Annotated in this window: 24 protein-coding genes; 15 read left to right on the top strand and 9 right to left on the bottom strand. The window is 56.3% G+C overall.

What is annotated here, in order from left to right:
• Positions 1-64: 64 nt before the first annotated feature.
• The 12 genes from E0501_RS00120 (at position 65) to E0501_RS00065 (ending at position 10,763) form a co-directional block, all read left to right on the top strand.
• Complete coding sequence (locus E0501_RS00120; protein ID WP_137699338.1) at positions 65-1,822, top strand: nitrite reductase; 1,758 nt, start codon at positions 65-67, stop codon at positions 1,820-1,822.
• A 77-nt stretch (positions 1,823-1,899) separates the two neighbouring features.
• Positions 1,900-2,667, top strand: coding sequence for a uroporphyrinogen-III C-methyltransferase (gene cobA / locus E0501_RS00115; RefSeq protein WP_137699337.1), 768 nt, complete (start codon positions 1,900-1,902; stop codon positions 2,665-2,667).
• A complete protein-coding gene (locus E0501_RS00110; RefSeq protein ID WP_235857709.1) occupies positions 2,660-2,974 on the top strand; it encodes a c-type cytochrome in 315 nt (104 codons plus the stop codon). The genes cobA and E0501_RS00110 overlap by 8 nt, the downstream gene beginning before the upstream one ends.
• Entirely contained in the window at positions 2,971-4,116 is a 1,146-nt protein-coding gene (locus tag E0501_RS00105; protein ID WP_137699335.1) for a cytochrome D1 domain-containing protein, read from the top strand. Before E0501_RS00110 ends, E0501_RS00105 begins: the two co-directional genes overlap by 4 nt.
• A gap of 2 nt (positions 4,117-4,118) precedes the next feature.
• The gene (gene ahbB / locus E0501_RS00100; RefSeq protein WP_137699334.1) at positions 4,119-5,111 is read left to right on the top strand and encodes a siroheme decarboxylase subunit beta; all 993 of its coding nucleotides are present in this window, start codon (positions 4,119-4,121) and stop codon (positions 5,109-5,111) included.
• A gap of 1 nt (position 5,112) precedes the next feature.
• Positions 5,113-5,586 (top strand): Lrp/AsnC family transcriptional regulator, encoded by a 474-nt coding sequence (locus E0501_RS00095; RefSeq protein ID WP_137699333.1) that lies wholly within the window; start codon positions 5,113-5,115, stop codon positions 5,584-5,586.
• Positions 5,583-6,071: a siroheme decarboxylase subunit beta gene (gene ahbB, locus E0501_RS00090; protein ID WP_137699332.1), complete on the top strand. Its 489-nt coding sequence runs from the start codon at positions 5,583-5,585 to the stop codon at positions 6,069-6,071. Before E0501_RS00095 ends, ahbB (E0501_RS00090) begins: the two co-directional genes overlap by 4 nt.
• A complete protein-coding gene (gene nirJ / locus E0501_RS00085) occupies positions 6,071-7,297 on the top strand; it encodes a heme d1 biosynthesis radical SAM protein NirJ (RefSeq protein ID WP_137699331.1) in 1,227 nt (408 codons plus the stop codon). The genes ahbB (E0501_RS00090) and nirJ overlap by 1 nt, the downstream gene beginning before the upstream one ends.
• Positions 7,272-8,834, top strand: a complete 1,563-nt coding sequence (locus E0501_RS00080; protein WP_137699330.1) for a nitrite reductase — start codon at positions 7,272-7,274, stop codon at positions 8,832-8,834. The genes nirJ and E0501_RS00080 overlap by 26 nt, the downstream gene beginning before the upstream one ends.
• Positions 8,818-9,534: a CbiX/SirB N-terminal domain-containing protein gene (locus E0501_RS00075; RefSeq protein WP_137699329.1), complete on the top strand. Its 717-nt coding sequence runs from the start codon at positions 8,818-8,820 to the stop codon at positions 9,532-9,534. The genes E0501_RS00080 and E0501_RS00075 overlap by 17 nt, the downstream gene beginning before the upstream one ends.
• Positions 9,531-9,764: a hypothetical protein gene (locus tag E0501_RS00070; protein WP_137699328.1), complete on the top strand. Its 234-nt coding sequence runs from the start codon at positions 9,531-9,533 to the stop codon at positions 9,762-9,764. The genes E0501_RS00075 and E0501_RS00070 overlap by 4 nt, the downstream gene beginning before the upstream one ends.
• Positions 9,765-10,121: 357 nt before the next feature.
• Positions 10,122-10,763 (top strand): HPP family protein, encoded by a 642-nt coding sequence (locus tag E0501_RS00065; RefSeq protein WP_235857777.1) that lies wholly within the window; start codon positions 10,122-10,124, stop codon positions 10,761-10,763.
• A 676-nt stretch (positions 10,764-11,439) separates the two neighbouring features.
• Here the strand turns inward: E0501_RS00065 and E0501_RS00060 are convergent.
• The 8 genes from E0501_RS00060 to E0501_RS00025 all read right to left on the bottom strand — a co-directional run bounded on the left by E0501_RS00060 (position 11,440) and on the right by E0501_RS00025 (position 19,747).
• Positions 11,440-12,822 carry a phage/plasmid primase, P4 family gene (locus E0501_RS00060; RefSeq protein WP_137699326.1) on the bottom strand — a complete coding sequence of 461 codons (1,383 nt, stop codon included), beginning with the start codon at positions 12,820-12,822 and terminating at the stop codon, positions 11,440-11,442.
• Positions 12,823-12,906: 84 nt separating this feature from the next.
• Positions 12,907-13,110, bottom strand: coding sequence for a helix-turn-helix transcriptional regulator (locus E0501_RS00055; RefSeq protein WP_137699325.1), 204 nt, complete (start codon positions 13,108-13,110; stop codon positions 12,907-12,909).
• Positions 13,111-13,246: 136 nt separating this feature from the next.
• On the bottom strand, positions 13,247-13,981 hold the full coding sequence (locus E0501_RS00050) for a hypothetical protein (RefSeq protein ID WP_137699324.1): 735 nt from the start codon (positions 13,979-13,981) through the stop codon (positions 13,247-13,249).
• An 86-nt stretch (positions 13,982-14,067) separates the two neighbouring features.
• Positions 14,068-15,144, bottom strand: coding sequence for a tyrosine-type recombinase/integrase (locus tag E0501_RS00045; RefSeq protein WP_137699323.1), 1,077 nt, complete (start codon positions 15,142-15,144; stop codon positions 14,068-14,070).
• 586 nt (positions 15,145-15,730) lie between these two features.
• The gene (locus tag E0501_RS00040) at positions 15,731-17,593 is read right to left on the bottom strand and encodes an AMP-binding protein (protein WP_137699322.1); all 1,863 of its coding nucleotides are present in this window, start codon (positions 17,591-17,593) and stop codon (positions 15,731-15,733) included.
• 79 nt (positions 17,594-17,672) lie between these two features.
• Positions 17,673-18,710, bottom strand: a complete 1,038-nt coding sequence (locus E0501_RS00035; protein ID WP_137699321.1) for an NADP-dependent oxidoreductase — start codon at positions 18,708-18,710, stop codon at positions 17,673-17,675.
• A 12-nt stretch (positions 18,711-18,722) separates the two neighbouring features.
• Positions 18,723-19,136 (bottom strand): organic hydroperoxide resistance protein, encoded by a 414-nt coding sequence (locus E0501_RS00030; RefSeq protein WP_137699320.1) that lies wholly within the window; start codon positions 19,134-19,136, stop codon positions 18,723-18,725.
• Positions 19,133-19,747, bottom strand: coding sequence for a TetR/AcrR family transcriptional regulator (locus E0501_RS00025; RefSeq protein WP_137699319.1), 615 nt, complete (start codon positions 19,745-19,747; stop codon positions 19,133-19,135). The genes E0501_RS00030 and E0501_RS00025 overlap by 4 nt, the downstream gene beginning before the upstream one ends.
• 53 nt (positions 19,748-19,800) lie before the next feature.
• Here E0501_RS00025 and E0501_RS00020 point away from each other — a divergent pair, with 53 nt between their 5' ends.
• From E0501_RS00020 to E0501_RS00010, 3 genes are all read left to right on the top strand, one after another.
• Positions 19,801-20,055, top strand: a complete 255-nt coding sequence (locus E0501_RS00020; protein WP_137699318.1) for a hypothetical protein — start codon at positions 19,801-19,803, stop codon at positions 20,053-20,055.
• Between the two features lie 348 nt (positions 20,056-20,403).
• Positions 20,404-20,994 carry a rhodanese-like domain-containing protein gene (locus E0501_RS00015; RefSeq protein ID WP_137699317.1) on the top strand — a complete coding sequence of 197 codons (591 nt, stop codon included), beginning with the start codon at positions 20,404-20,406 and terminating at the stop codon, positions 20,992-20,994.
• 271 nt (positions 20,995-21,265) lie between these two features.
• Complete coding sequence (locus tag E0501_RS00010) at positions 21,266-23,497, top strand: hypothetical protein (RefSeq protein WP_137699316.1); 2,232 nt, start codon at positions 21,266-21,268, stop codon at positions 23,495-23,497.
• Positions 23,498-23,532: 35 nt separating this feature from the next.
• Here E0501_RS00010 and E0501_RS00005 read toward each other — a convergent pair whose 3' ends face one another.
• Positions 23,533-24,213, bottom strand: coding sequence for a response regulator (locus E0501_RS00005; protein WP_137699315.1), 681 nt, complete (start codon positions 24,211-24,213; stop codon positions 23,533-23,535).
• Positions 24,214-24,926: the final 713 nt, after the last annotated feature.

Raw genomic sequence — 24,926 nt, 5'->3', positions numbered from 1 at the left:
GGCGTCGCGCGGCTCGAGTCGCGATCATCGTGTCAGGCCTCACCAGCTCAACGGAGAGAAACTGATGACACTTCGACTCACCCCTGCAAGACGCGTGCTGATGTCCAGCGCCGCGATTGCACTGGCCCTGATCGCACAGCCGATCGCGGCCCAGGAGAAACCCAAGGAACATGCGGATGGCCCTGCGGCCGCCTATGAGCCGTCGATGACAACGCTGGGCCAGATCCAGGTTGAGATTCCCGGCCGCAAGGAAGGCGACCCGGTGATGACGCAGGACGAGTTCCAGCGCGGCACCAAGATTTACTTCGAGCGCTGCGCCGGCTGCCATGGGGTGCTGCGCAAAGGGGCCACGGGCAAGCCGCTGACCACCGACATCACCCGTGAAAACGGCTATGACTACCTGCACAGCTTCATCACCTATGGCTCGCCTGCAGGTATGCCAAACTGGGGTACTTCGGGCGAGTTGACCGAAGAAGACATCGACCTGATGGCGCGCTACCTGCTGCTCGAACCGCCGGCGCCGCCCGAGTTCGGCATGGCCGACATGCGCGAGAGCTGGAAGGTCCTCGTTGCGCCCGAGGATCGCCCAAAAGAGAAGATGAACGACATAGACATCGAGAACCTGATGTCGGTGACGCTCCGGGACGCCGGCGAGATTGCCTTGATCGATGGTAATAACTACGAAATCCGAGCCGTACTTAAGACCGGCTACGCCGTGCACATCAGCCGGATTTCAGCGTCGGGCCGGTATCTCTTCGTGATCGGGCGCGATGCGCGCGTGAACATGATCGACCTTTGGATGGAAACGCCTGCGACCGTGGCCGAGATCAAGATCGGCATGGAGGCGCGTTCTGTCGAAACCTCCAAGATGGAAGGTTGGGAAGACAAATACGCCATCGCAGGCGCCTACTGGCCGCCGCAATACGTGATCATGGATGGCGACACGCTCGAACCGAAGAAGATCGTTTCGACGCGCGGGAACATCTATGACGAGCAGTCGTACCACCCCGAACCACGCGTTGCGGCAATCCTGTCGAGCCACTACCGCCCGGAGTTCATCGTCAACGTCAAGGAAACCGGCAAGATCCTTCTGGTCGACTATACCGACCTGAAGAACCTGAAGACGACCGAGATCGAGGCTGAACGCTTCCTTCACGATGGCGGTCTGGACAGCACGCACCGGTATTTCATCACCGCGGCGAACGCGCGCAACAAGCTGGTCGTGATCGATACCAAGGAAGGCAAGCTTGTCGCGATCACCGACACTGAAGGGATGACCCCGCACCCCGGCCGGGGCGCAAACTTCGTTCACCCCGACCTGGGGCCGGTCTGGGCGACATCTCACCTTGGCGACGAAAGCGTTGCCCTCATCGGCACCGACCCCGAGGGTCATGCCGACAAGGCATGGAAGATCGTCGACACCTTCGAGGCGCTGGGAGGGGGATCGCTGTTCATCAAGACTCACCCGAACTCGGACAATCTCTATGTCGATGCACCGCTGAACCCGGATGCCGAGGTGTCCTCGTCAGTGGCCGTGTTCAAGATCAGCGCGCTGAAAGATGGCGAAGACCCGGAATACACCGTTCTGCCGATCGGCGAATGGGCCGGTATCGCTGACGGTCAGCCACGCGTCGTGCAGCCTGAGTTCAACAAACAGGGCACCGAAGTGTGGTTCTCGGTTTGGAACGCGAAGGACAAGGAATCGGCCATCGTGGTGGTGGATGACAAGACGCTTGAGCTGAAGCAGGTGATCAAGGACCCACGCCTGATTACTCCCACGGGCAAGTTCAACGTCCTGAACACCCAGAAAGACATCTACTGATGTGCCCCGTGCGGACGGGGCTCTCCCTCGCCCCGTCCGCATTCCGCTCTCGTCAATCAGTCCTGCGAGGCATCAAGATGAAAGATACAACTCACGGCAAAGTCTTCCTCATCGGCGCAGGCCCCGGCGACCCGGACCTGCTCACCGTCAAGGCGCTGCGGCTTCTGCAAGGCGCCGATGTGGTGGTTTTTGACCGGCTGGTCTCACCTGAAATTATGGCCCTAATCCCCGAAGGCACACGTCTGATCAACGTTGGCAAGGCAGCAGGCAACCACACCCTGCCACAAGACGGCATCAACGCGCTTCTGACGCAGCTCGCCGTGCAAGGCCAACGTGTGGTGCGCCTAAAAGGCGGTGATCCACTGATCTTCGGACGGGGCAGCGAAGAAGCTGCCGAACTGGCAGCCGCGGGGGTGCCGTTCGAATATGTTCCGGGCATCACATCAGCCCAAGGTGCAGCGGCTTCGACCGGCGTGCCACTTACCCATCGCGGCCTGGCGACCGGCGTACGTTACGTAACCGGCCACCGCGCTCGCGATGCACGGCTCGATCTCGACTGGAACAGTCTGGCCGACCCCGACACCACTCTGGTCGTCTACATGGGGGGCGCCAACATCGCCGAAATCGCGTTCGAACTGATGCGCCGGAAACTGCCGGCCAGCACGCCGGTCATGGCTGTGTCCGCGGCAACGACCCCCCGCGAAGCCCGCATCGTCTCGACGCTGGGCGCCGTCGCAGCCGACGTCGCCACCGCGCACCCCGAGGCACCGGTTCTGTTCATCATCGGGCGCGTCGTGTCTTTGTGTGACGTGCTCCAGCCTGCAAAGGCGATGAACTATGCCTAGGTTCGCGATGATGTCCACGCTGGCTGCGCTCGTCGCGGCGCCCGCCATGGCCGAAATACCCGCCCCGCGCGCGACCGAACTGGAGCACATGGTGATCCAGGACTGCGGCTCGTGTCACGGGTTGACCCGCAAAGGTGGCCTTGGGAGCCCGCTTACTCCCGCCGCACTGTCCCACGCAGAGCCAGAAGGGCTTGCCCTCATCATCCTGGACGGCGTGCCGGAGACGGCGATGCCACCGTGGCGTCCGCTTCTCACGGAGGAAGAGGCGCTCTGGATTGCTGATTATCTTCTGAAGGTGGACCCATGAAACACTTCCTTGCCGCTCTCGCTCTTTGTGCCGCGCCTGCGTTCGCAGACAGTCCGTGCTGTGCCACCGGCGATCTTGGATTGGTCGTGGAACGGGCCAGCGGCTCGGTTCTTCTGGTCGATCGCTCGGACCATGCTGCCCTTGCCCGAATTGAAGGCCTGGGCGATCTCAGCCATGCTTCTCTGACCTACTCACCCGATGAACGTTTTGCTTTTGTATTCGGCCGCGACGGCGGGCTGACCAAGGTAGACCTGCTGGACCGCGCGATCGTTGCGCGCACCATCCAGGCGGGCAACTCCATCGGCGGGGCCATTTCGGACGACGGCAAATTGGTGGCCGTGTCGAACTACAAGCCGGGGGGCGTGAAGGTCTTCGATACGGAAACTCTCGCACTGGTGGCGGACATTCCGGCCGAGGGCAAGACCATAGGCCTAGCAGATCTGCCCGGTCGCCGCTTTATCTGGGCGGTTTGGGATAATGGACATGCCTATCTGGGCGATTTCTCGGGCGAGGGCCCGGTTATCACGGACTTGGGACACGTCGGAGCCAACCCGTTCGACGCGGTGGTCACCGATGACGCGCATACCTACCTGATCGGGCTTTTCGGTGAAAAGGGCGTCACCGCGATCGACCTCTGGGAAGAAAACCCCAAACCCGTCCGCTTCCTGAAAGACTACGGCAAGAAGGAAGAGGACATGCCTGTCTACAAGATGCCCCACCTGCAGGGATGGGCTTTTACCGGAGGGCAGTTCGTCTTGCCAGCCGTGGGCCAGCACGAACTGCTTTGGGTCGATCGCGAAACGCTGCAGGAGAAGGGTCGCACGGCAATGCATGGTCAGCCCGTGTTCATCATCGCGCAACCGGCCTCGCCCTATGTCTGGGTAAATTTCGCTACCCCGAGCAATGGCGTGGTCCAGATCGTCGACAGCCGCACGCACGAAGTGGTCAGGACACTGGAGCCGGGCAAGGCCGTGCTGCACATGGAATTCGCACCGCGTGGGGCCGAGGTCTGGGTATCCGTACGCGACGATAACAAGGTGATCGTCTACGACACCCGCAGTTTCGAAAAAAAGGGCGAAATCGAAGCGCAGGCGCCTTCGGGTATCTTTTTCACCGCGCGCGCCCATCAACCAGGGCTTTGAGAATGCTGGACCGCCTTCATAGCACCGATCAATCGCTGCTCGACGATTTCCAGCGCGGCTTCCCCCTGGTTTCACGTCCTTTTGCCGAAATCGCGCGGCAAATCGGGATCAGTGAGAAAGAAGTCATAAGCCGACTTGCAATGCTTAGAGACGGGGGCGCGATAACACGGGTAGGTGCGACTGTCCGACCGAACACGGCTGGGGCATCCACCCTTGCAGCCCTTTCGGTGCCCGAAGAACGTATCGACGAGGTTGCTACGGTGGTTGGCTGCGAGGAAGGTGTGAATCATTCCTACCTGCGCGAACATGACTGGAACCTTTGGTTCGTCGCGACGGCGCCTGATATGACCACACTAAGTGAAACGCTCACACGGATCGAAAACCAAAGCGGCTTGCGCGTGCTCGACCTGCGTCTGAAGCGCCCGTTCAACATTGATCTCGGGTTTTCTCTTCGAGGGGGCGCGGCGCGGTCGCGTTCCAACCAGCAAGCGGATCTGTCGGTGCTCCGGGAAATCGACCGCCCGATCCTTCACGCGCTTTCTCGAGGGTTGGCGCTGGTACCACTCCCGTTCAAGGCATTGGCCCAAGATCTGGGGCTGAACGAGACAAGCCTAATCGAGCGCATTCGAGTGCTGTGTGATGCGAAAGTGATCACGCGTATGGGCGTCATCGTGCGTCATCGTGCGGTAGGGTGGAGTGCCAACGCGATGGTTGTCTGGAAGCTTCCTGAAGAACAAATCGTCGCCGCGGGCGAGAAGTTGGCCGAGGTTCCAGGTGTCACCCTATGCTATCAGCGCGAAACCGTACCCGGGGTCTGGCATTATAGCCTTTTTTCGATGATCCACGCACAATCGCGCCGCGATGCCCATGCCGTTCTCGAAAAGGCAGCCAGGCTCCCGGAACTGGCCCGCGCCGAGCACCAGGTCCTATTCTCGACCCGCTGCTTCAAGCAAACCGGCGCACAGATCGAGCACCGACCAGAAAGGTTGGCCTGACATGCGACGGACCCCGCTCACTCCGGATGCACTGGATGACATCGACCGGGCGCTGATCAACCGCCTTCAGGACGGGATCTTGGTCACGCAAACGCCCTATGCGATGCTCGGCACGGAAATGGGCCTGAGCGAAGATGATGTGTTGACCCGGATCGAGCGGTTGCGCGGCATCGGAGCGCTCACCCGGTTCGGTCCCTTCATCGATGCTGCGGCTATGGGCGGAGCGTTTTGCCTTTGCGCAATGGAAGTGCCCGGGGATCGGTTCGAAACGGTCCTGACTTTAGTCAATGCGCATGATGAGGTGGCCCACAATTATGAACGCGTCCACCGCCTGAACATGTGGTTCGTTCTGGCCTGTGAAAGCGAAAGCGAAATCACCAGGGTGGCGGACCGGATCGAGCAGGAAACCGGGATCACGGTTCTGCGCTTTCCGAAACTCAAAGAGTTCTTCATCGGCTTCCGGGTTCCGGCATGAGCATTGACGCAACAGACCGAAAGATCCTGACCGCCACGCAAGGTGGCCTTCCCCTTGCACCTCGTCCCTTCGCGGTCGTCGGTAGCTGGATCGGCCTGGATGAGGCCGAGGTGATCGCGCGGGTCAGCGCGATGCAGGAACAGGGCATCATTCGCCGCATCGCGGCGGCACCGAACCACTACGCGCTGGGCATGATCGCCAACGGCATGAGTGTCTGGGACGTAGCCGACGAAATAGCCGAGACGCTTGGCGCGCAGGTGGGCGCTCTCGACTTCGTGTCCCATTGCTATCTGCGTCCGCGCGCATTGCCGGAATGGCCCTACAACCTGTTCGCGATGATCCACGGCACAAACCGCGACGAGGTAGAATCCCATCGCGCCGAGATCGAAAAAATCCTCGGGCCGGCCTGCCGGACCCGCGACATTCTCTATTCCACGCGCATCCTGAAAAAAACCGGTGTGCGCCTCAGAAAGGAGGCTTCCTGATGTTCCGCCTCACCCAGTATATGCGCGAACTGGTCGAACCGACACCGATCCGCGAGCGTCGCGGCTCCGGACCGGTGAAACCGGTTGTGATCTGGAACCTGACACGGCGTTGCAACCTGCGCTGCCGACACTGCTATACCACCTCGGCCGATGTGAGTTTCCCTGGCGAGCTGTCGACCGACCAAGTCAAGGGCGTGATGCAGGACCTGAAGGAGTTCGGCATCCCTGCCCTCATCCTTTCGGGGGGCGAACCGATGTCGAGGCCGGACTTCTTCGAATTGGCAGACCACGCCAAGGCGCTCGGCTTCCGCTATCTGGCCTTGTCCACAAACGGCACCAGGATCATGGACAGCGCCGCCGAGCGCGTGGCCGAACTGGGCTTTGACTATGTCGGCATCTCGATCGACGGCATCGGCGCCAAGAACGACTGGTTTCGCGGTGTCGACGGAGCCTATGCCGCTGCACTCCACGGTGTGCGCGAATGCAAGAAACGCGGTGTGAAGGTGGGCTTGCGCTTCACCATCACCGATGGCAATGCCCACATGCTCGAAGACATGCTGGACCTGTGCGACAGCGAAGGGGTCGACAAGTTCTACCTTTCACACCTGGTTTACGCGGGGCGCGGAGACAAGCACCGCGGCGACGACACCCAGCACGCCCGTACTCGGCGGGCGATGGACATCCTGATCGATCGTGCCTGGGTGGCCGTGGCCGAGAACGAACCCCTGGAAATCGTGACCGGCAACAACGATGCCGATGCGGTTTATTTCCTGAAATGGGTGCAGCGCAATTTCGACGAAAAGCGCGCGGCGCATGTCGAAGAGCACCTCGGGGCATGGGGCGGAAACTCCTCGGGGCTGGGCGTGGCCAATATCGACCCGCTGGGCCAAGTCCACCCCGATACCTACTGGTCAGACTACACCGTGGGTAACGTCAAGCAGACACCTTTCTCGGCGCTCTGGACCGGGGAGGATCCCATGCTGGCCACCCTGCGTCAGCGCCCCCGCCCCCTCAAGGGCCGCTGCGGCGCCTGCGCGTTCAAACAGGTATGCGGCGGTAACACCCGGATCCGCGCCCTGCAGGTTTCGGGCGACCCCTGGGCCGAGGATCCGGCCTGTTATCTCTCGAACGCCGAGATCGGGCTGGGTGATGAGGAATTCACCGACCGCCTGAAAGTGACCCCCTTCCGAGGAAAACGCCATGATCCGGCACACCGCTTTTTCTAGGTTCGCAGCGATCGCCATTGCACTAGCGGGTCCGGCCTGCGCCGATCCAGACGGGAAGACGATCTACAACGATCTCTGCGCTTCCTGCCATTCTGAAACCCGGCTGGGCGGAACCGGGCCGGCCCTGATACCCGAATCCCTTCGCCGCCTGCGCGGCGAAAAGCTTGAAGCGGTCATCGCCAACGGTCGGGTGGCGACGCAGATGCCAGCCTTTTCCGCTACGCTGTCTGAACACGAAATCGCCGCCGTCGCGGCCTACATATCGCAATCGCTCGACGAAATCCCCGACTGGGACGAGGCCGAAATCGAAGCCACGCGAGAACTGCGCGATGATTACGTTCCGGCAGACGCCCCGGTCTTCAGTGGTGATCCGATGAACATTACGCTGGTCGTGGAAACCGGCGATCACCATATCAGTGTCCTTGACGGTGATACGTTCGAAGTGCTGGACCGCTTTGCAACGCCTTATGCCGTGCATGGTGGTCCGAAGTTTTCCCCCGACGGACGCTTCGTTTTCGTCATGTCGCGTGATGGTTGGGTGCAGAAATATGACATCTGGTCCCTGCAAGAGGTCGGACGCGTTCGTGCAGGATTGAACGCGCGCAATATCGCGATGAGCCATGATGGAAAATGGCTGGCTGTAGCGAATTACCTGCCGCATACGCTTACGCTCCTGTCGACAGCCGATCTATCCGTTGCCCAGGTGAGGACGGTCACCGCCGTTGACGGCCGTGAAAGCCGCGTTTCGGCCGTCTACCAGGCGCCACAGCGTAAAAGCTTCATCCTCGCGCTGAAGGACGCACCCGAGATCTGGGAGATCGCGACAACGGAAGATGCGGGGCCGTTCCATGAGGGATTCGTGCATAGCTATGAAAAGGGCATGGAGGAATCCCTTGCGGCTGAGGAAGGCCTGTTTGCGCGCCGCCGGATCAAGGTCGCCGAACCGCTCGATGACTTCTTCTTCACTCCCGATTACCGAAACCTGATCGGCACCAACCGCAACGGCGACAAGGGCGTGGTGGTGAATCTGATCGTCGGACGCGAGATCGCCGAGCTACCATTGCCGGGTATGCCGCATCTTGGCTCGGGTATCAGTTGGGAAAGCAGGGGCCGCCAGGTGATGGCGACACCGCACCTGCGCGAGGGGCGGCTTTCGGTCATCGATACCAAGGACTGGTCGCTGGTGAAAACGATTGAAACGATGGGTCCCGGCTTTTTCCTGCGCAGCCACGAAAACACGCGATACGTATGGGCGGATGTTTTTTTCGGACCTAACAAGGACAAGATGCACATCATCGACAAGGATAGCCTCGAAATCGTGCGCACGCTGGATCCCGAACCGGGAAAAACCGTGGCACATATTGAGTTCAACCGTGACGGTAGCCATGCCCTCGTTTCAATATGGGAGGATGATGGCGCGGTAATTGTATATGACGCGGAGACCCTTGATGAGGTTACGCGCCTCCCAATGCGTAAACCCTCGGGCAAATACAACGTCTGGAACAAGGTCACGTTTTCCGATGGCACAAGTCACTGAACATCACGCCCTGATCGTTGCCCATGGCAGCCCGTCTGAACCGGACGTACAGGAAGCAGCCTTGACGGACCTGGCCACACTGGTATCCGCCTCGCTTACGGGCTGGACCGTACGCGGCGCTACGGTTGCCGCACCCGGCGCTGTCGAACAGGCAATAGCGGAGCTCGAGCGGCCACTGGTCTATCCCTTTTTCATGGCGCCCGGCTGGTTCGTGGATGTCTGTTTGCCAAAGCGTCTTGGCCCCCGTATCGGCAAGATACTTGCGCCGCTGGGGTGCGATCCAGAGCTACCGGCACTTGTTCGAAACAAGCTACTGGACACCCTTTCCGCAAAAGAGCTGACTGCAAGAGAGACATCTCTTGTCCTCGCGGCTCATGGCAGCCCGCGACATCCGGAAAACGGTCAGGCCGTTCGGCAATTTGCATCTACCCTGAAAAGTCAGCTGAACCCACGTTGCGTGAACCTGGGCTTTATCGAGGAGCCGCCATATCTGAAGGACGTTGCCCGCATCGAAGAACCAGCGATCTGCGTGCCTTTCTTCGCGGCCGAGGCTGGCCATGTCACACAGGATATTCCCGAGGCACTGAGCGAAGCTGGCTTTGAAGGTTCGGTTCTTCCGCCTCTCATCAAGTATCATGGTCTTGCCGATCTCATAGCAAAATCTCTTGCCCGTGCACGGTGTGACAGGAGAGCCGCATGAAAAAAACAAGAGCCCGTGGAGCAAGCTTCCGTTTGTTTCTTTTCCTTTACCCTTTCGTTTCCGCCGCGGTCGCGGTCAACCTGTTCATGCTTGGGTTGGCGGTACAATCCCTAGGGTTGCCTGCAATACCACCCATGAAGGCGCTTTTTGGGGCCATGCCGCTAGGAATCCCCACGACGTGGCTCTCGGCACGTTGGGTATCCAAGCTTGTTGCAGAAGCCGAAAAGTGAACTGAACTATTCGAGAGGATGAAGCGAGTTTCCACGATGGAATCCGACAACGCACTTTTTTCTTACGAGTCTCGGCCCATGTTGCTCGTTCCTCAATGAGGTTGAACGGTCCTACCTGTCTCAAGCCGGTTTAGTTAGACAGGACCCAAATCAGATCGGGCTGCTCAGCCGGTCTTCGACTGGGATATCAACGCAGTTTGGTTCCACGAGATTAGAACATGCCGCAGTCTTTCGCTAGGATGGTTGATAGGGAAAACCTGTGGCGCTTTGCGCTAACGCTGACGATTTCTGCTGGTACGCATACTTGGGGTGCGCGGGCGCCCGCGCCCAAAGGAAAACGAAGGAAAAGACGTCTTGGTGAACTCACACAAAGAGCGGATCATCGCTGGAATTGGCGGCGGCTTAGCGATCCTGGTTGTGTTCACGCTAACTCTGCAGGCTGAATTGTCGGTGCAGGGCGATATTGTGCTAATCGCGTCGATGGGTGCGAGCGCAGTGCTCTTGTTCGCGGCACCACACAGCCTCTTGTCGCAGCCTTGGAACGTGATCGGTGGGCATCTGGTGTCGGCATTGATCGGAGTTGTGGTTCACCGGCTTGTCGCCGACACCGCGCTGGCAAGTGGCCTGGCCGTGGGGTTGGCAATTATCGCAATGCATTACCTACGCTGCCTCCACCCTCCTGGCGGCGCCACCTCCCTGATCCCGATCATCCTCGGACCGGCCGGGGAAAGTTATGGATTGATTCTCGTTCTGTTTCCCATCGGCACCAGCGCGTTGGCGATGATCCTGCTCGCCATGCTTTTCAACCTGCCATTCGGTTGGCGCCGCTACCCCCTGCCGCTGAGGCCCAAGACCACCAAAACAACTGGGCAGGTAGCGAGTTATCCGGATATCAGTCACGCCGATTTCGTCGCGGCGCTGGCCGAGATTGACACCTTCGTCGACATCTCCGAGGAAGACCTGCTACGTATCTACCGGTACGCCACGCGGCGCCGCTGAGCCTGCAGGTATCTCAACAAGCGCGCGCTTCTTGGGCATGCCGCCGACGGCTCTCGGACGCAAACATCCGCCGGAACTTGCTCCACCGGGAGCGCATGGTTCCATGGCTCAAATCGCTGCCTGCTCTTGCAGAAGGCCGCGGAAACCGAACATACAGCACCACCGTCAAGCGGATGATTTCTGGGCTTTTTTGAAGAACTCGAGAGGCGAGCATTTGGTCATGTCCGGATGCAATGAAAGTCCCCTGCCCGCCTCAAGCCAAGTAAACCTTACAGACTGTTTGAAGTCCACGCGGGGAACGACCGGTATGGATTTTGGCACGTTCGGACGTGTTCAATGACCGGTTTGGGGAGGCGTACTGCATCGCGGAAAGCGGCTAAAAGCTACCTGTCCGTCCGGGCCTTTTCAAGGTCCTTGATTACCTTCTTCACCGTTGGAAAGCGTTCGGGCTTGAACAGCACGTAATCAGGTAATCGTTAAGCATTGTTTGTTTAGGCTTTCGAATTTGTTAAGCGCGACGGAGGCATCGCGCTGGCGCGATCGCTTAACATTCAATCCCCTGGAAGGACCCGCACTCCTTCGTTGCGGATGTTGCGACACAACCGGTTGTCTCTCACGCGCGCGCAAGTATTGCGTTCAGGTTCTATCGCGACATTAGCAACGGGCAACGCGGAACCTATCCAATGCGATCCAACAACGCTATCCCGAACCAAACTTTTCGTACCTTTCCATCGATCCGAGCATCGCCGTTTTGCAGACCACGCCGACGTAAGCGCTGCCCCAACGCCTTTGCGCTCCCGGGCTGTTCTCCGTGGGCTTCCGCGTATTCTTTCCATGACGAAAATAGATCAGCTGAGGAAGTTTGGCCGGCCCGATCATCAACTCGGCAATGGTTAGCCAGCCATTCACCGAAAGTATCCTGATCTTCGAAGTATTGTTCGGTCAGTGAAGTGATCGCGCTTGGCCTAGGCAATCCGCGTTCCAACCACTCCAGACACCCGCGTATCATCCATTTCAGGATTTGTGGGGCCTCAGCCCATATCTTTTTTTCCAACTCTGGATCCGGTTTTTCCGGCTGATGGTTGAACGCCAGCATCAAAATGCGCCGCCTCATCGCTTGGTCAACGTTGCGAAGAACGGGTTGATTGTTCCCAACGAAGGTCAATTTAAAAGACGGAAGGTAGGTAAAGAAGTCCTTACGCATATATCTGGCTGTAATCGGATCGCCACCGGTGAGAGACTTTATTCGGCCTTCGTCCCACGAGCGCCCTTCTGTCGTTTCAGAGGCAGATACCATGCGGGCTCCGGCCAGCATGGCCAAGTCGGTCGGATGCCGATCAAGTCGTGACGCCGTAAAAGTGTCCATGTTAGCCTGAACAGCGTAGTCTCCCAATACCCTTGAAACGATGTTGAGAAAGAGGCTTTTTCCATTTCCGCCAGGACCGTAGAGAAACAAAAGTGTCTGTTCAGATGTTTCTCCAGTAAGTAAGTACCCGCACCAGATTTGGATGAAATGTACAACGTCTTCATCGCCTCCACTCACAGTCGACAAGAAGTCCAACCACTTTGTTGGATCACCTTCTCCAGGCGCTACAGCTGCTCTTTTCGTGATCCCATCTGATGGGTGTGGCTCGAGAATTTCACCAGTTTTTAGGTTTAGAGTGCCCCCTGGAACGCCCAAAAGGAAAGCATCCTGGTCCCAGAACTCTCGCGTGCCTGCTAAACTGGGATCAGATTGAGCAAAACGCTCGACCCCGTAGGCAAATCCGGCTTTGCGAACACTTTTTGACGCAGCATGTGGCAACGCTTCCGATGCCTCTCTACTCAATTGCCTCGCCCACTCGAAGGCTTTCTTCGTCTTGTCTTGCACCCAGTGATCTTCATGCCAGATGAACCAAGCCCTCACGTCATGATCGAAGCGGATTCTATCTCTGAAGCGCGCTGCAAACTCTTTCGCTACACCGTCTTCAGTCGGCTCTATTTGCGTTAGATCGCCACCTAGAGCGACGTCCTCAGAGACACACAAACGCCGCTCCACAGCATCAAGTCGGGCAGGCATCCTAAATCACCCTATCGCTTAGTTTTGCGTTCAACGCACCCCACCGTGCCAGCCAAGTTTTGCGTGAAGTTATCTGGCGCTGCATCATTTATGGCCTCCCATCGAGTTTTGCTCGATCCAAGCCACGACATCACTGGCGCGATAGCGCACAAGACGTCCCACGCGAACATACCGCACCCCATTCCCGTCATTCATTGATCGTTCGAGAAAACGTTTTGAAATCCCGTACTGCTCCTCCACCTCTGCGCGGGACAGCAACTTGTCCGGGTTCATCGCTTGCAACCCCATTTCCTAACCTCCAGTAGCCGTGAACTATTGGGGAAATAGTCAGGAAACATGGCTTAACGGTAGAGTTCAAAAAATCCGAGTATTTGATGCGTTTCGTCACTGCCTTAACAAAGCCGCTTAACAATTGCGGTCATTGTCACTCCATGCCGAGTTCGCCCGCTTCGTCCAGTGCTATGAGTTTGTTCAATTCGCGCATCAGGGGTTGGTAGGCACCTTCATTATCGTTGGTGACGATGAAGTTTTTTGACGTTGCTTCTTCAAGTGAACGGACCACGTCGTACCAACTGAGAGCCAATTTGACCGATCTCATTTTGCTGTGACCTTCGTATTTCCACAGCTTGAATGCCTCCAGGGCGGCTTCCTGCAGAGAGTCGTCCCATTGACGACCTGTTGGTCGGCCCCTTGGTTTCTTTGCCACCGGAAGGCAGGAAAACAGCATCTGTTCAAACACGATTTCATCGAATGAACGAGGAGTTTTATCAATCGCGATAGAAGGGTTCAAAAACTGTTCGGAAACCTCGAAAAACAATCGGAACGGTGAACTTCTCTGGCACAGGTCATCGTTTCTTGAAATCGGCGATACTCGGTTCAATCGAGGGAAATCTTCCGTCGTCCTTCGGAGCAGAAATAGCACCAACTCCTTGTACTTATACAAGTGATACCACTCAAACTGGAAATCATCCAATCTGACCTTCTCGGCCGCTTCAATCACGTCGTCTGAGGTGTTTAACCTCTCAAGTTGGAACTTAACGTCAAACTCAGAGATGAGTTCATTTTCTTCGTCCGTGATGCGACACCTTGGAAATCGCCTGCGCCCCAGCCAGAGTGCAGCCCCCAGCATTTGAATCCCTTCAGGTTCTTCTATCGACATTTGAGGCGACGGCTGGGTGTCATGCATTTTCTAAAACAAATTCTTTCCGCTCACGAATCCGCTGAACATTAGCATGGTTTTCCTTTTCAATACGCTCCTCGCCGTCGCAGCTCGTCACACACAGTTTCCATGGAGGGCCTCAGCGCGTCCAGGCTCGGCTTCACATAGCGCTGACCAGTGATCGACAACGGCGTGTGGTTCAGGAGCCGACCCACAATCTCCTCTAGGATGCCCGACTCCATGGCGACAGTCGCAAATGTGCGGCGATGTGCATGCGGTGACCATTGGATCTTCTCTGGTCCCGTCACATATCCCGTTTTGGATTTCGGTGACGGAAACACCCATTGACGGCTTAACCCGCGCATCGGTGCAAGGATCTCGTGATGGTGCTGCAGGATCGGCAGGTCAAAGCTGCGACCGTTCTTGGTCATGGGTAGATGAATGTGGTCTTCGCGCACATTCTTCCATTCGAGCGTCAGCGCCTCGGTTTTGCGCAGCCCCGTGAACAGGATGAGTTCGTAGAACACCTTGTGGATCGGGTTGTACAAACCATCGACTGCTTTGCGCCATTCCACTAAATCTTCGATGATCTGCCCGCTCGGCTGTTCCTCATACCATTCGATCGCCATGGTCGGGCTTTCAGGGAGATCATGAATGCGGCGCGCATGGTTCCACACAGTGCGAAAATACTTGAGCGTATGGTTGGCGGCAGACGGGTACTTCGCCATAGATCGGTGCCGCTCCACCACCATCGCCTTGGTGATCTCATCCAGCGGTAGCCCCATCCAATCTTTCAAGTGCAGTCCGAACTGCTGACGCACACTCAACCGATGCGCATCTGACCGGAGCTTGGGGCGAGCAAGGTATCCCTCCATTGCGGCTTCTAAAGTGGGTGCACCGATCTGGATGTGCTTGCCAGCTCCCCTGCCCCACTCCAATGCAAAGCCAAGCGCTGTTTCCCGCGCAGCCGCTGCACTGATCACTGGGAAGCGGCCAATCAGAACACGCTTGGTCTGGCCACCCACGTCTTTCTGGAAATACCAGGTCTTGGCCTTCTTCCCAACGAAGAGGACCAGCCCCTTCACTTCATTGTCCCAATGTTTGTCGGTCCCGTTTTTTGTCTGCGGAACCTTGCGTGCATAGGTCTCTGTTAGCTTTGGCATTTTGTCGGCTTTTTGTAGGTAACTACATGCAATTAGGTGATACTGGATGCAACCAGATGAAAAATATTATTCAATTAAATGAAACTCTTGGCAAGTAGATGATACTCAATGAAACTCAACTACTTTGCTTGGAAGGCAGGGGCTTTACCATTAAGCTATACCCGCTCAAGACCTTAGTCTGCTTAGTTCAACGTTAAGATTAGGTCAAGCTACAAGTCCGATACCGGTCCATAGCAGACATTCAGGCATTGCGCCGCGAACGGCGGCTAAGAGCCCACACCGGACTCGCCAAGTATTTGCGGCGCGAGCGCACTGCACAGAAATTGCTGCGGGTGCTTAGATGTCAATCCCGCAGGGCAGCTAGAAACACGGACATTCGTCGATCCTGTAGCAATTTGCTGATGGTCAATTTACGGATTGCGGGACTCCCAGCCATTAAATAGCCTTTGCTGACCGACCGCTTTGGCGTCGAAGCGAGAAATGTTGAGCCAGCAACGCATCACTTGTGCGTTTCAGGATCGGTTACCTGGTTCTAGCACTCGATCCGAAAAACGCCGGGGGGGGGGGCTGCTAATTCAGTTCTGTACTAGCCCACTTGGACCTGTGCCTCGAACAAAAAGGCCGCCAGAGCGTTCTCAAGTTTCTCGACAGATGTTCGATCACCTTCGGAAAGGGTGACGGTAACGCGCATGCCGCGGCTACCACCAGCGACGACTTCGATGCGGGCATTGGCAATCCCCAATTCACTCTGCACCAGATCCGTCACCTTTTGTTTGGCCGCATCACAGCGCAGGTCTGGCTTGAAGATCTTGCCGACAGTGGTCAGGGGAATGGCATCTACGACCTGAATGAGTTTTGGCCAAGCAGGTCGTTCGTCAATTGAACTCTGCGCATGCTGGTGCAGATCTTCCACGCTCACATCCGCACCCGGGAGCAATTCGACAAAACAAACCGGAAGCTCGCCGGCATAGGCATCAGGCATTCCAACGGCTGCGGCAAGGGCAACTGCCGGGTGTGAGGCCATCGCGTTCTCGATCATGGCCGGGTCAATGTTATGACCACTGCGGATGATGATGTCTTTTGACCGGCCCGCGATGTAGATCCGGCCTTGGGCGTCCTTGTATCCCAAATCGCCGGAATTCAACCGGCCAGCATCGAAAACGCCGTCATTGTGTTTTGGGTCGCGGTAGCCGGGCGAAACATGATCTCCTTGGATTGCTATCACGCCGATCTCGTCGGTGGCGCATGTCTCACCCAAGCTTCCGTCTTCGTTCACACGCAAAACCTCAACCTGGGTGTATGGCAGTGCCCATCCAACAGAACCAACCGAACCGGGGCCGGACAAAGGATCAATGCTGACCAACCCAGACGATTCCGTCATTCCAAGAACTTCATGCAGATGGCATCCGGTTATGTCCTTGAAACGCGTCCCAACAGCAGGAGGCAGCAATGCCGCGCCTGTCAGGCCGGTCCGCACGGCGCTGATGTCATTGTCGCCAACGGGCACTTGCAATACCGCGCCAAGGGCAGTCGGAACACCGCCCAAAATGGTCACTTTGTGCTGTGCGACAAGACGCCAGAACCCTTCGACAATTGCAGGATTGCGCAGGCCGCCGGGGGACATCACGACAAGCTCGACCCCGGCCATGAAGGCGCTGAGCCCGCCAACAATGGTGCCAGCCACGTGAAACAGCGGCAGCGTTGCGGTCATGATATCGTCTGACCTGTACCCACACAGGGCCGCGCCACCAAACGCCGAGACGAGCTGGCTGCGGTGGGTGTGTGTGACAAGTTTTGGCACACCTGTCGTTCCGCCGGTATGAAAATAGGCCGCAACATCGTCGCCGCCACGCGGTTCGCCAAAGATAAGGTGGTCATCCGGCTGCTCCGCCATGGCCGTACCAAAATCAATGATGCCATCTTCGGCCGGGGTGCCTGGTGGGGAAACCCGGATCAGGATCAGGCCGGGGATTTGCTCGCGCAATTCCAGCGCCTTTTCCCAGATGTCCAGTTGTGGGTGCGGGCCAAGGGCCACCAAGATTTTGGCACCCGACGCCTTGATCAGTTCGGCGATGCTGTCAGATTGCAGAAGAAAATTGATCGGGACCCCGTAACCCGCTGTTTCAGCGCCCCACAGCGTCACGTGGGTTTCGATGAGAGAGGGCAGCATGTATGCGACGCCGGGCGCAGGACCAGCCAGCGAGGAAAACAAATTGGCGGCGCTGCGGATCATCCCCAGCAACTGGCTATAGTTTACCCGGCGCGGTTGTTCGTCCACCGCGCCGGTCATTAGCATGGTAATCGCGGTGGAGGTTGGATGCTGCGCGGCGCTGGCAATGAACACATCCAGAATACTGCGTTCCGGCAGGCGTTGATCAAGCGTCATTTCAGTTTCAAATCGCGCCAGATCGTCCCGGGTACGAATTGCTTCACCATTCAAAACAGCCATATTTACGTCCCTATCACGCATGAATTCAGAATGTGTTGCGATGCCGACAGGTGTTTCGGCTCTGAACCCAACCTAAGGCTCAGGTGTTGCCAACCTTGACCACCATCTTGCCGAAGTTCTTGCCGACCAGGAGATCGTTGAGCGCAGAGGGCGCATTTTCGAGCCCTTTCACAACCTGTTCTTTATATTGAACTTTGCCCTCTTTCAGCCAAGCCGTCATATCACCCACAAATTCCTTGTAGGTCTCGGGGCCGAAACTGTCGAAAATGATGAAGCCCTGTACCTTCACTTTCATGCGCAGGATTGCCCCCATGATGGCAGGCGCCATATCGGGCCCTTCCGGCAGTCCGGGAAGATTGTACCAGGCGGCCAAACCGCAGACCGGCATACGGGCAAACGGATTAAGCAGAGGCAGAACACCATACAGCACCTTGCCGCCGACATTTTCGAAATAGACATCAATGCCGTCGGGGCATGCTGCCGCCAGTTGCCCGGCAAAGTCGTCAGCTTTGTGGTCAATGCACGCATCAAAGCCGAGGTTATCGACAGCGTGGGCGCATTTTTCCGCACCGCCTGCAATGCCCACCACGCGGCACCCCTTGATCTTTGCTATCTGGCCAACAGTGGCGCCAACCGGGCCAGACGCTGCAGCAACCACGACGGTCTCGCCGGGTTTCGGCTCACCTATTTTCAGCAGCCCCGCATAGGCCGTGTATCCCGGCATTCCTAAAATACCCAGAGACCAGGACGGGTTTTGCGGGTTCTTGCCCAGGTTCACGACCATTGACCCGTCCGAGATCGCATAATCCTGCCACCCGCTACCAGCCAGGACGTAATCACCCGGCTGATATTCTTCGATATTTGAAGTGACGACCTCTGCTACGACCTGACCGGTCATTACTTCACCGATCTTCACAGGCTCGGCATAGGATTTGGTATCGTTCATCCGGCCGCGCATGTAGGGATCAAGCGACAGGTACTCGGTACGCAGCAGCATTTCACCCCTACCAGGAACCGGCACGTCTGATGACTCAAGGCGTAGTGTATCGGCATTTGGCGCGCCAACCGGGCGTTGGGCAAGTACGATTTGGCGGTTTGTGTCGGTAGCTTGTGTCATGGAGTTCTCTTTTCACGATGAATGGTTGAGATGCAGGCGGACATCGACGTTGCCCTGCAAGGCGTTGGAGTAAGGACAAACCTTATGCGCGGCGGTCAGGAGAGATTGTGCCTCTGTTTCAGACAGGCCCACGATGTTTGCATAGAGATCGACATCAAGCCCAAAGCCGCCGCTTTCAAGCTGCGCGAGTCCGACTTCAATTGTTGTCGAACACGCGGTTGGTGCCAGATTCATGCGCTGCGCCACCCTCAGCATCGCATTGTCAAAACACGCGCTGTAGCCAAGCGCAAAAAGCTGTTCGGGGTTCACGCCTTCTGTCTTGCTGCCCGGGGGCACGGTGTTGACTTGAAAACTACCGTCATCGAGTTTGCTGACGCCGGAACGCCCGCCAGTCGCCGTAGCGCTGGCTTTGTATATGATTTTCAAGGTTTTTCCTTTGGATTTTGGGAAGGCGGAGACAACAAAAGTTCGGTTGTTTCCATGGCATTCAGAAACGGGTCGCTTGTACGTGACAGCTTCGCCATCAGGCTCGCGCCCAACCACATTTCGTACAGCGCCGGGCCAAGGAGATTCGGCTGTAAGGTATGGGATATTGAGTGGTCCGCCTGCCCATCGACAATCGCTTGAGAAAGGCGAGCACCAATCTGGCGTGTTCCCTTCTCAAGTATCGAACGCATTTCATCCGAGACGTCAGATATCTCTGCGCCAATCTTCACGATCAGACATTGTGCGCAGGCATCTCCCGATGTTTGCGTGCTGATCCAAAGGGACCAGTAGTGCATCAACCGCGCACGTGCATTGGGGCCATCGACGCTTAGTATCTCGTCAAGCCGGAGCAGGTATTGCGTCAGGTATTGCTCAAGCAATTGGCGGCCAAAATCTTCTTTCGAGGAGAAATAATGGTAAAATGACCCCTTGGGTACCGACGCGTTTTTTAGCAGCTCGTTCAAACCCATACCCGCAAATCCCCGTTGTGCAACAAGGCATCTGCCAGTGCTTAGTATGTGTTCTTTGGTGGAATCGGTACGAGACTGCATGCGACTGAGTACATAAAAATAGACCGGTCGTCTAGTGCCTTGGGCAATTCCCGATGAGTGATGCCGAGAATGTGAAGGCCCGTTCCACCTGGCGTCTCGATTGCCGGCGCAGCCCGCAGAGAGAGGGCGGCCTGAGACTTGGCGAGATCGGTACGACTCAAATGGCTGGTTTAGTGAAAACAGCGGCATATTTGAAAAATGATCGCCGCATGCGCGAGTGGATGCTGTGTGAGCGAAAGCTGCGTCTGCAAAAGTCGGCTCCGTCCGCAGTGCGGTCATTCGAGCCGATCGCAGCAAATGGCGGCTAAGAGCCCGAAGCTGCCGTTCGCTGCAACCCAGTCGTATGGCCGCTAGCCCGCCTAAATACAAGCTCCTCCGATATGACCTTTTGCAGGATTTTTCACAGGACTAGTCCAGTCGGCCGATTTCTTAGCAGGCCGTCCGTCATTTATTCTGAGTTCGCGATTGTCGGACGCAACGCTTTACGAGTGGCAGCAGGCATAAATTGAAAATTTTGAACGAGTTTCTTGGATAGTGTTCAAGCTTCGGGATTTGATACCGAACCTCTTTTTACCAGTCTGACAATCCTTGCGAACCTGGTCTGTGCAGTCCGCTCGGGCTCCGTTGGCCATTAGCGTGCTTAAAGGAGAAAACTCATGAAGCCCAAAAGTTACTTTTGCACTGGCATTGCTGCTCTTGCGATAAGCGCAATCGCTGGATCGGTACACTCGTCAGACATTCCCAGAAGCAAGAAGACAATCGCGGGATATTATCTCACCGCGACGGAAGCTGGTGTCATGCTTCAATCCGAAGACGTTCTTTTCGTGGACGTTCGGACCCGGGCAGAGGTCAATTTCTTGGGGATGCCAACACGCGCGAACGTGAATATCCCGTTCATGACAATGCCAGAAACTCCCAAGTACAACGCCTCGAAAGGCGGCTACAATCTGGAAGTGAATGAAGAGTTCGCCGACATGTTTCTCGACTATGTAACGCGACATGGGCACCGAGCTGACACCCCCATCATTCTTATCTGCCGTTCGGGAAGTCGCAGCGCGAAAGCTGCCAATATCCTAACCGACATGGGATTTGCGAAAGTCTATTCCGTTGTTGACGGGTTTGAAGGCGACAAGGCCGCCCAAGGTCCCCAGAAAGGTCAAAGGACTGTGAACGGTTGGCGCAATGCAGGGTTGGATTGGCGTTACAGCATAAGCGAAGCCCAAGTTTATCCGGATGACGTCAATTGAAGCCCCAGACCGAGTGCGGCATAGGTCGCTACGCAGGTTTCATTTCTGAGTTCTGCATTGCTGCAGTAGAACCGATTTTTTCAAGATGACATGCCCTCGCTTTAGTTGGTGTGGGGCGTGTCCTCAATGTTTCCGTCGACCGAGCTTGTAGCGTACGAAGCGGTTTTCGTGACCAAAACTGCGAGCGTGCGCCAAATTTGCCAAAGACTGTCAAAACATCGGATTGCGACGAATTGTGATGATAAGCTTTTTGAAAAGTGAGTTCGCAGACATGATGACGACCATGCAACCAACAGAAATGAACGGATCGAACAGCGGCTTGAACACCATAAGACCGGGATTTGTGAAGCCCGTGTTCGTTTTTTTTGTTACGGTTGGTCTCTGGCTGGCCGTGCTAATTTTTGCGACCAAGCAAGATTTCAAGGTGCCCTACTGGGGTCTTGAGTTCGAGGCAAATGCCGGACAGGAAGGGGTGATCGTTGCGTCGGTTCATCCTGGAAGCCCGGCAGATCAGGCTGGTGTCGTTAGAGGCGCGCGCATCGTTCAGCTCTTGCGCGTGTCAGATGGCGAAGTCTTTCCGCTATCATGGTACTCTCTGGCCTATTACCGTGGGCAGGTTCGCACTTTCGATGATTGGCGCAAAGTTCAGTCGCAAAAAAGAGCCCTGTGGGATTTTGTCCGAGAAGATGTCACTTTAATTGCGACTGATGGCAGGCAGTATGATCTACCCTCGGACAGGCCAACACGCTGGCGCGATTTGCCTTTTGGGTATTGGAACAATGTTGTTCTAAGTTTTTTGATGCTGTGTATTGCTGTCGGGCTAATCTCGTTTGCTCCGGCATCGACAACTGTGAATGTGGTAACATACGGTGCAATTTGCCATTCAGTGCATCTGCTTGTGCACGCTGTAAAGGCGCCGCTTGTCCTGACATTTCCACCAGAGTTTTGGACAACTCTTTACTTTGTTGGAAACCTGGCGGGGCTTTTGCACACTTTTGCAATTCTCGGAATCCTATGGCACCTGCCGGCCGCGCCTTCGCGCTTTCCTTTTGTGATAGCAACTGCGGTACTTGCCATAATCACATTTGCTAACGCCCATTTCGAAGGATTTCCATTACCACTCCATCCATATCTGCTGCCCTATTTCCTGGCACTGCTATTCGGGTTGGGGCTGATGGCTTTTCAATGGGTTAAATGGCGGAACGATCCGGTAGAACGGGCGCGTATGCTTTGGGTGCACTTGTCGATCGGTGCAACGGCAATTCCATGGGTTCTATTGTTTGTTGTTCCCGGTCTGCTGGGAGCCAGTCCGCTTGTTGGCCCCGAAACTGGTGGTCTCATAATGATCGCCTGTTATGTCGGATTCGTCTTCGGTACAATTAGGTTCAAGCTATTTGCGATCCAATCCGTTTGGGTCGGGGTGATGCTTTGGTTGGTTATCATCACGACATTTCTTTTCGCAGATATGTTATTTCTGCTGCTCTTGGGGTTCGAAAACCTGCAAGCGGCGTCGTTAGCTGCTGTTGTCGCCAGTTGGGCAATATTCCCCGTCAAAAGTTTGATCTTGGATCATGTGGTGCGACGTAGCCGCATCGAATGGGGAGGTGTGACTCTGAAGTTTATCGATGAAATTGGTCAACTGGACGATGCGGGAGAAATCGATGGCTATCTCGTGCGGTTCATGAAATCCTTGTTTAACGTTGATGATATTGCGCTTCATCCGGACATGCCCCTTTCCGATGTGCAGATCGAAGACAACGGGTTAACTTTGCGTTTTCCGGCTATCGTGCGCAAAGGATCCGTGACGCTGCATGGACGCGACCGAGGCCGTCGGTTATTCACCTCCCACGATCAGAAAGTAGTTAACCTGCTGTATGAAATGGCGCTACGGGTGTTTGAGCAGCGCGAAAACCAGGAAGCGCAGAGAAAAACTGACAAAAGCCGCATCGCCCGCGACCTGCACGATCATCTGGGGGGCAAGCTGCTCAGTCTGATTTATACGTTGCCCAAGAGCAAATCGGCACAATCGGCCGCCTCGGAAACGCTCGAAGCACTGAAGGAATCGATTCTGACGTTAGAAAATGACCGGGAGTTCGACCTCCGCAGCAGCTGGGACGAAATCTGGGATGAACAACAGACGCGGCTGGACGGACAGGGCTTCAAGATCGAACATCATGCCGTCGGTCAATTCAGTCGGATTGTGACTAGTCGGGTCTACGTGAACATCAAGCGGATTGCCGAAGAGATGGTTACCAACGTTTTGAAGTATGGTGACCCCGAAATTCCAGTTATTTGTGAAAGTGAGATTTCAGACGATGGAACGTTTCGCGTTCGCCTTAGCAATGGCACGCGTGAAGGGACCGAATGGGATTCCTCAGGCGGTCGTGGGCACCCTAATATCTTGGCGCGCGCAAGTGAAATTGGTGCCTTCGCAACGTTTGGTCGCGCGGAGGAGCGCGGGCTTTGTTACGTGGTCAGTTTGGAGGTGCCATTGGAGGCATAAGTTTTCAGGCGTGCGATTAATACCAGCGCAATCCTTCAAATGAAGCCAAACTGACGGGCGCGTTCCATTGCTTCCAATCGCGAGTTCACATTGAGTTTCGCATAAATATTTGCCGTATGTGTCGCGACTGTACTTTTGGAAATTCCGAGGATTCCAGCGACATCCGGCCGGTTGAATCCCTGGGACAGCAGAACGAGAATTTCTCGTTCACGATCTGTTAGCAAGGATTCAGGATCGTCAATCAGGTTACCAGAGATTTTGCCTGTTCCAGCAGGCGATCTGTGTTCCGGTCCGCCCTGTTGCTGAACGTATTCCAGCAAGCGTCGGGTAACGGAAGCAGAAAGCGGTGGCTCACCGAATTGAATTCTCTTGAAAGAGTTGCGTAGCGACGCTTCATCCTGGTCCTTGAGCAAATAGCCGTTTGCGCCCTGAGCCAGAACATCGATCAACCGCGCTGTCTGGTCGTGGATCGTCCATACGACAACATAGCAGTCAGGATTTGCCGCACGAAGTTTGCCAATCAAGCTTTCTCCACGTCCATCAGGCAAAGACAGGTCGATGACGGCAAAATCGAACGGGCCACCATCAACCTGACGGGACGCTGCCTGAGCGGTTGATGCCTCGCAGATTTCTTCTGGCTCGTAGACATCCTGAAGTGCGCTTCTAACACGCGCTCTCGCCTCCAGATGATCATCTACGACCAAGGCTCGTTGCATGAATTACTGCTCCTCAAAAAGCAGGCGAGTGTAACGCACCGCTGGGTCCAATGTTTTCGAAAGTGGAAAAGATTTCAAGCATGGCCTTTTTCGAAGAGGTACTGCCAGACGGAGAAACGTTAAGCATTGTTTGTTTAGGCTTTCGAATTTGTTAAGCGCGACGGAAGCATCGCGCTGGCGCGACCGCTTACAGGAAACCCTGCCGGAAGGACCCATGGGTGCACCCCACGCAATTTATTGCGCTGTTCCGCGCGGACCTGGCTCATTCAATCCGTCGGGCAAAAATCCATAAACTTCCGCGCCAGGTACTCAGCCAAGTTTCGCGGGTAGCCTGCTTCGCACTCGAGAATGGCTGCGCGCTCTTCGAACAAATCCCTTTCGAGTTCATCCCAGTCGGAACGATGAAAGATTGATGTCGACAAATGCGACGGACACGACACATGCGACAGCATCGACATTTGCGACAAAAGCTGTTGCGGCGGCTCAACGGATAATGGCGCAGCGCTCAAGCCAGGCGACGTCTGGGGGTCGAGTGTAATCTCTACCGCCTCCTCAAAAGCCCTGCGAATGGCGTCGGCGCCTGCGTCTATTGTCCGTCGTCAGGGTTTTTGGGACAGATGGCCGCCTGAGCTAAGAGAGGATCTGGCTCATCTAGTTTTTGTGATTATGCGGCGGATTTGCGGTGAAGCAAGCGCCGGGTTTCGATGGTCCTT

The sequence above is a fragment of the Marimonas lutisalis genome (assembly GCF_005434965.1).
GTDB classification, from domain to species: domain Bacteria; phylum Pseudomonadota; class Alphaproteobacteria; order Rhodobacterales; family Rhodobacteraceae; genus Marimonas_A; species Marimonas_A lutisalis.
Note: the sequence above shows the minus strand (reverse complement) of the source record. Positions and strands in the feature narration are given on the sequence as shown.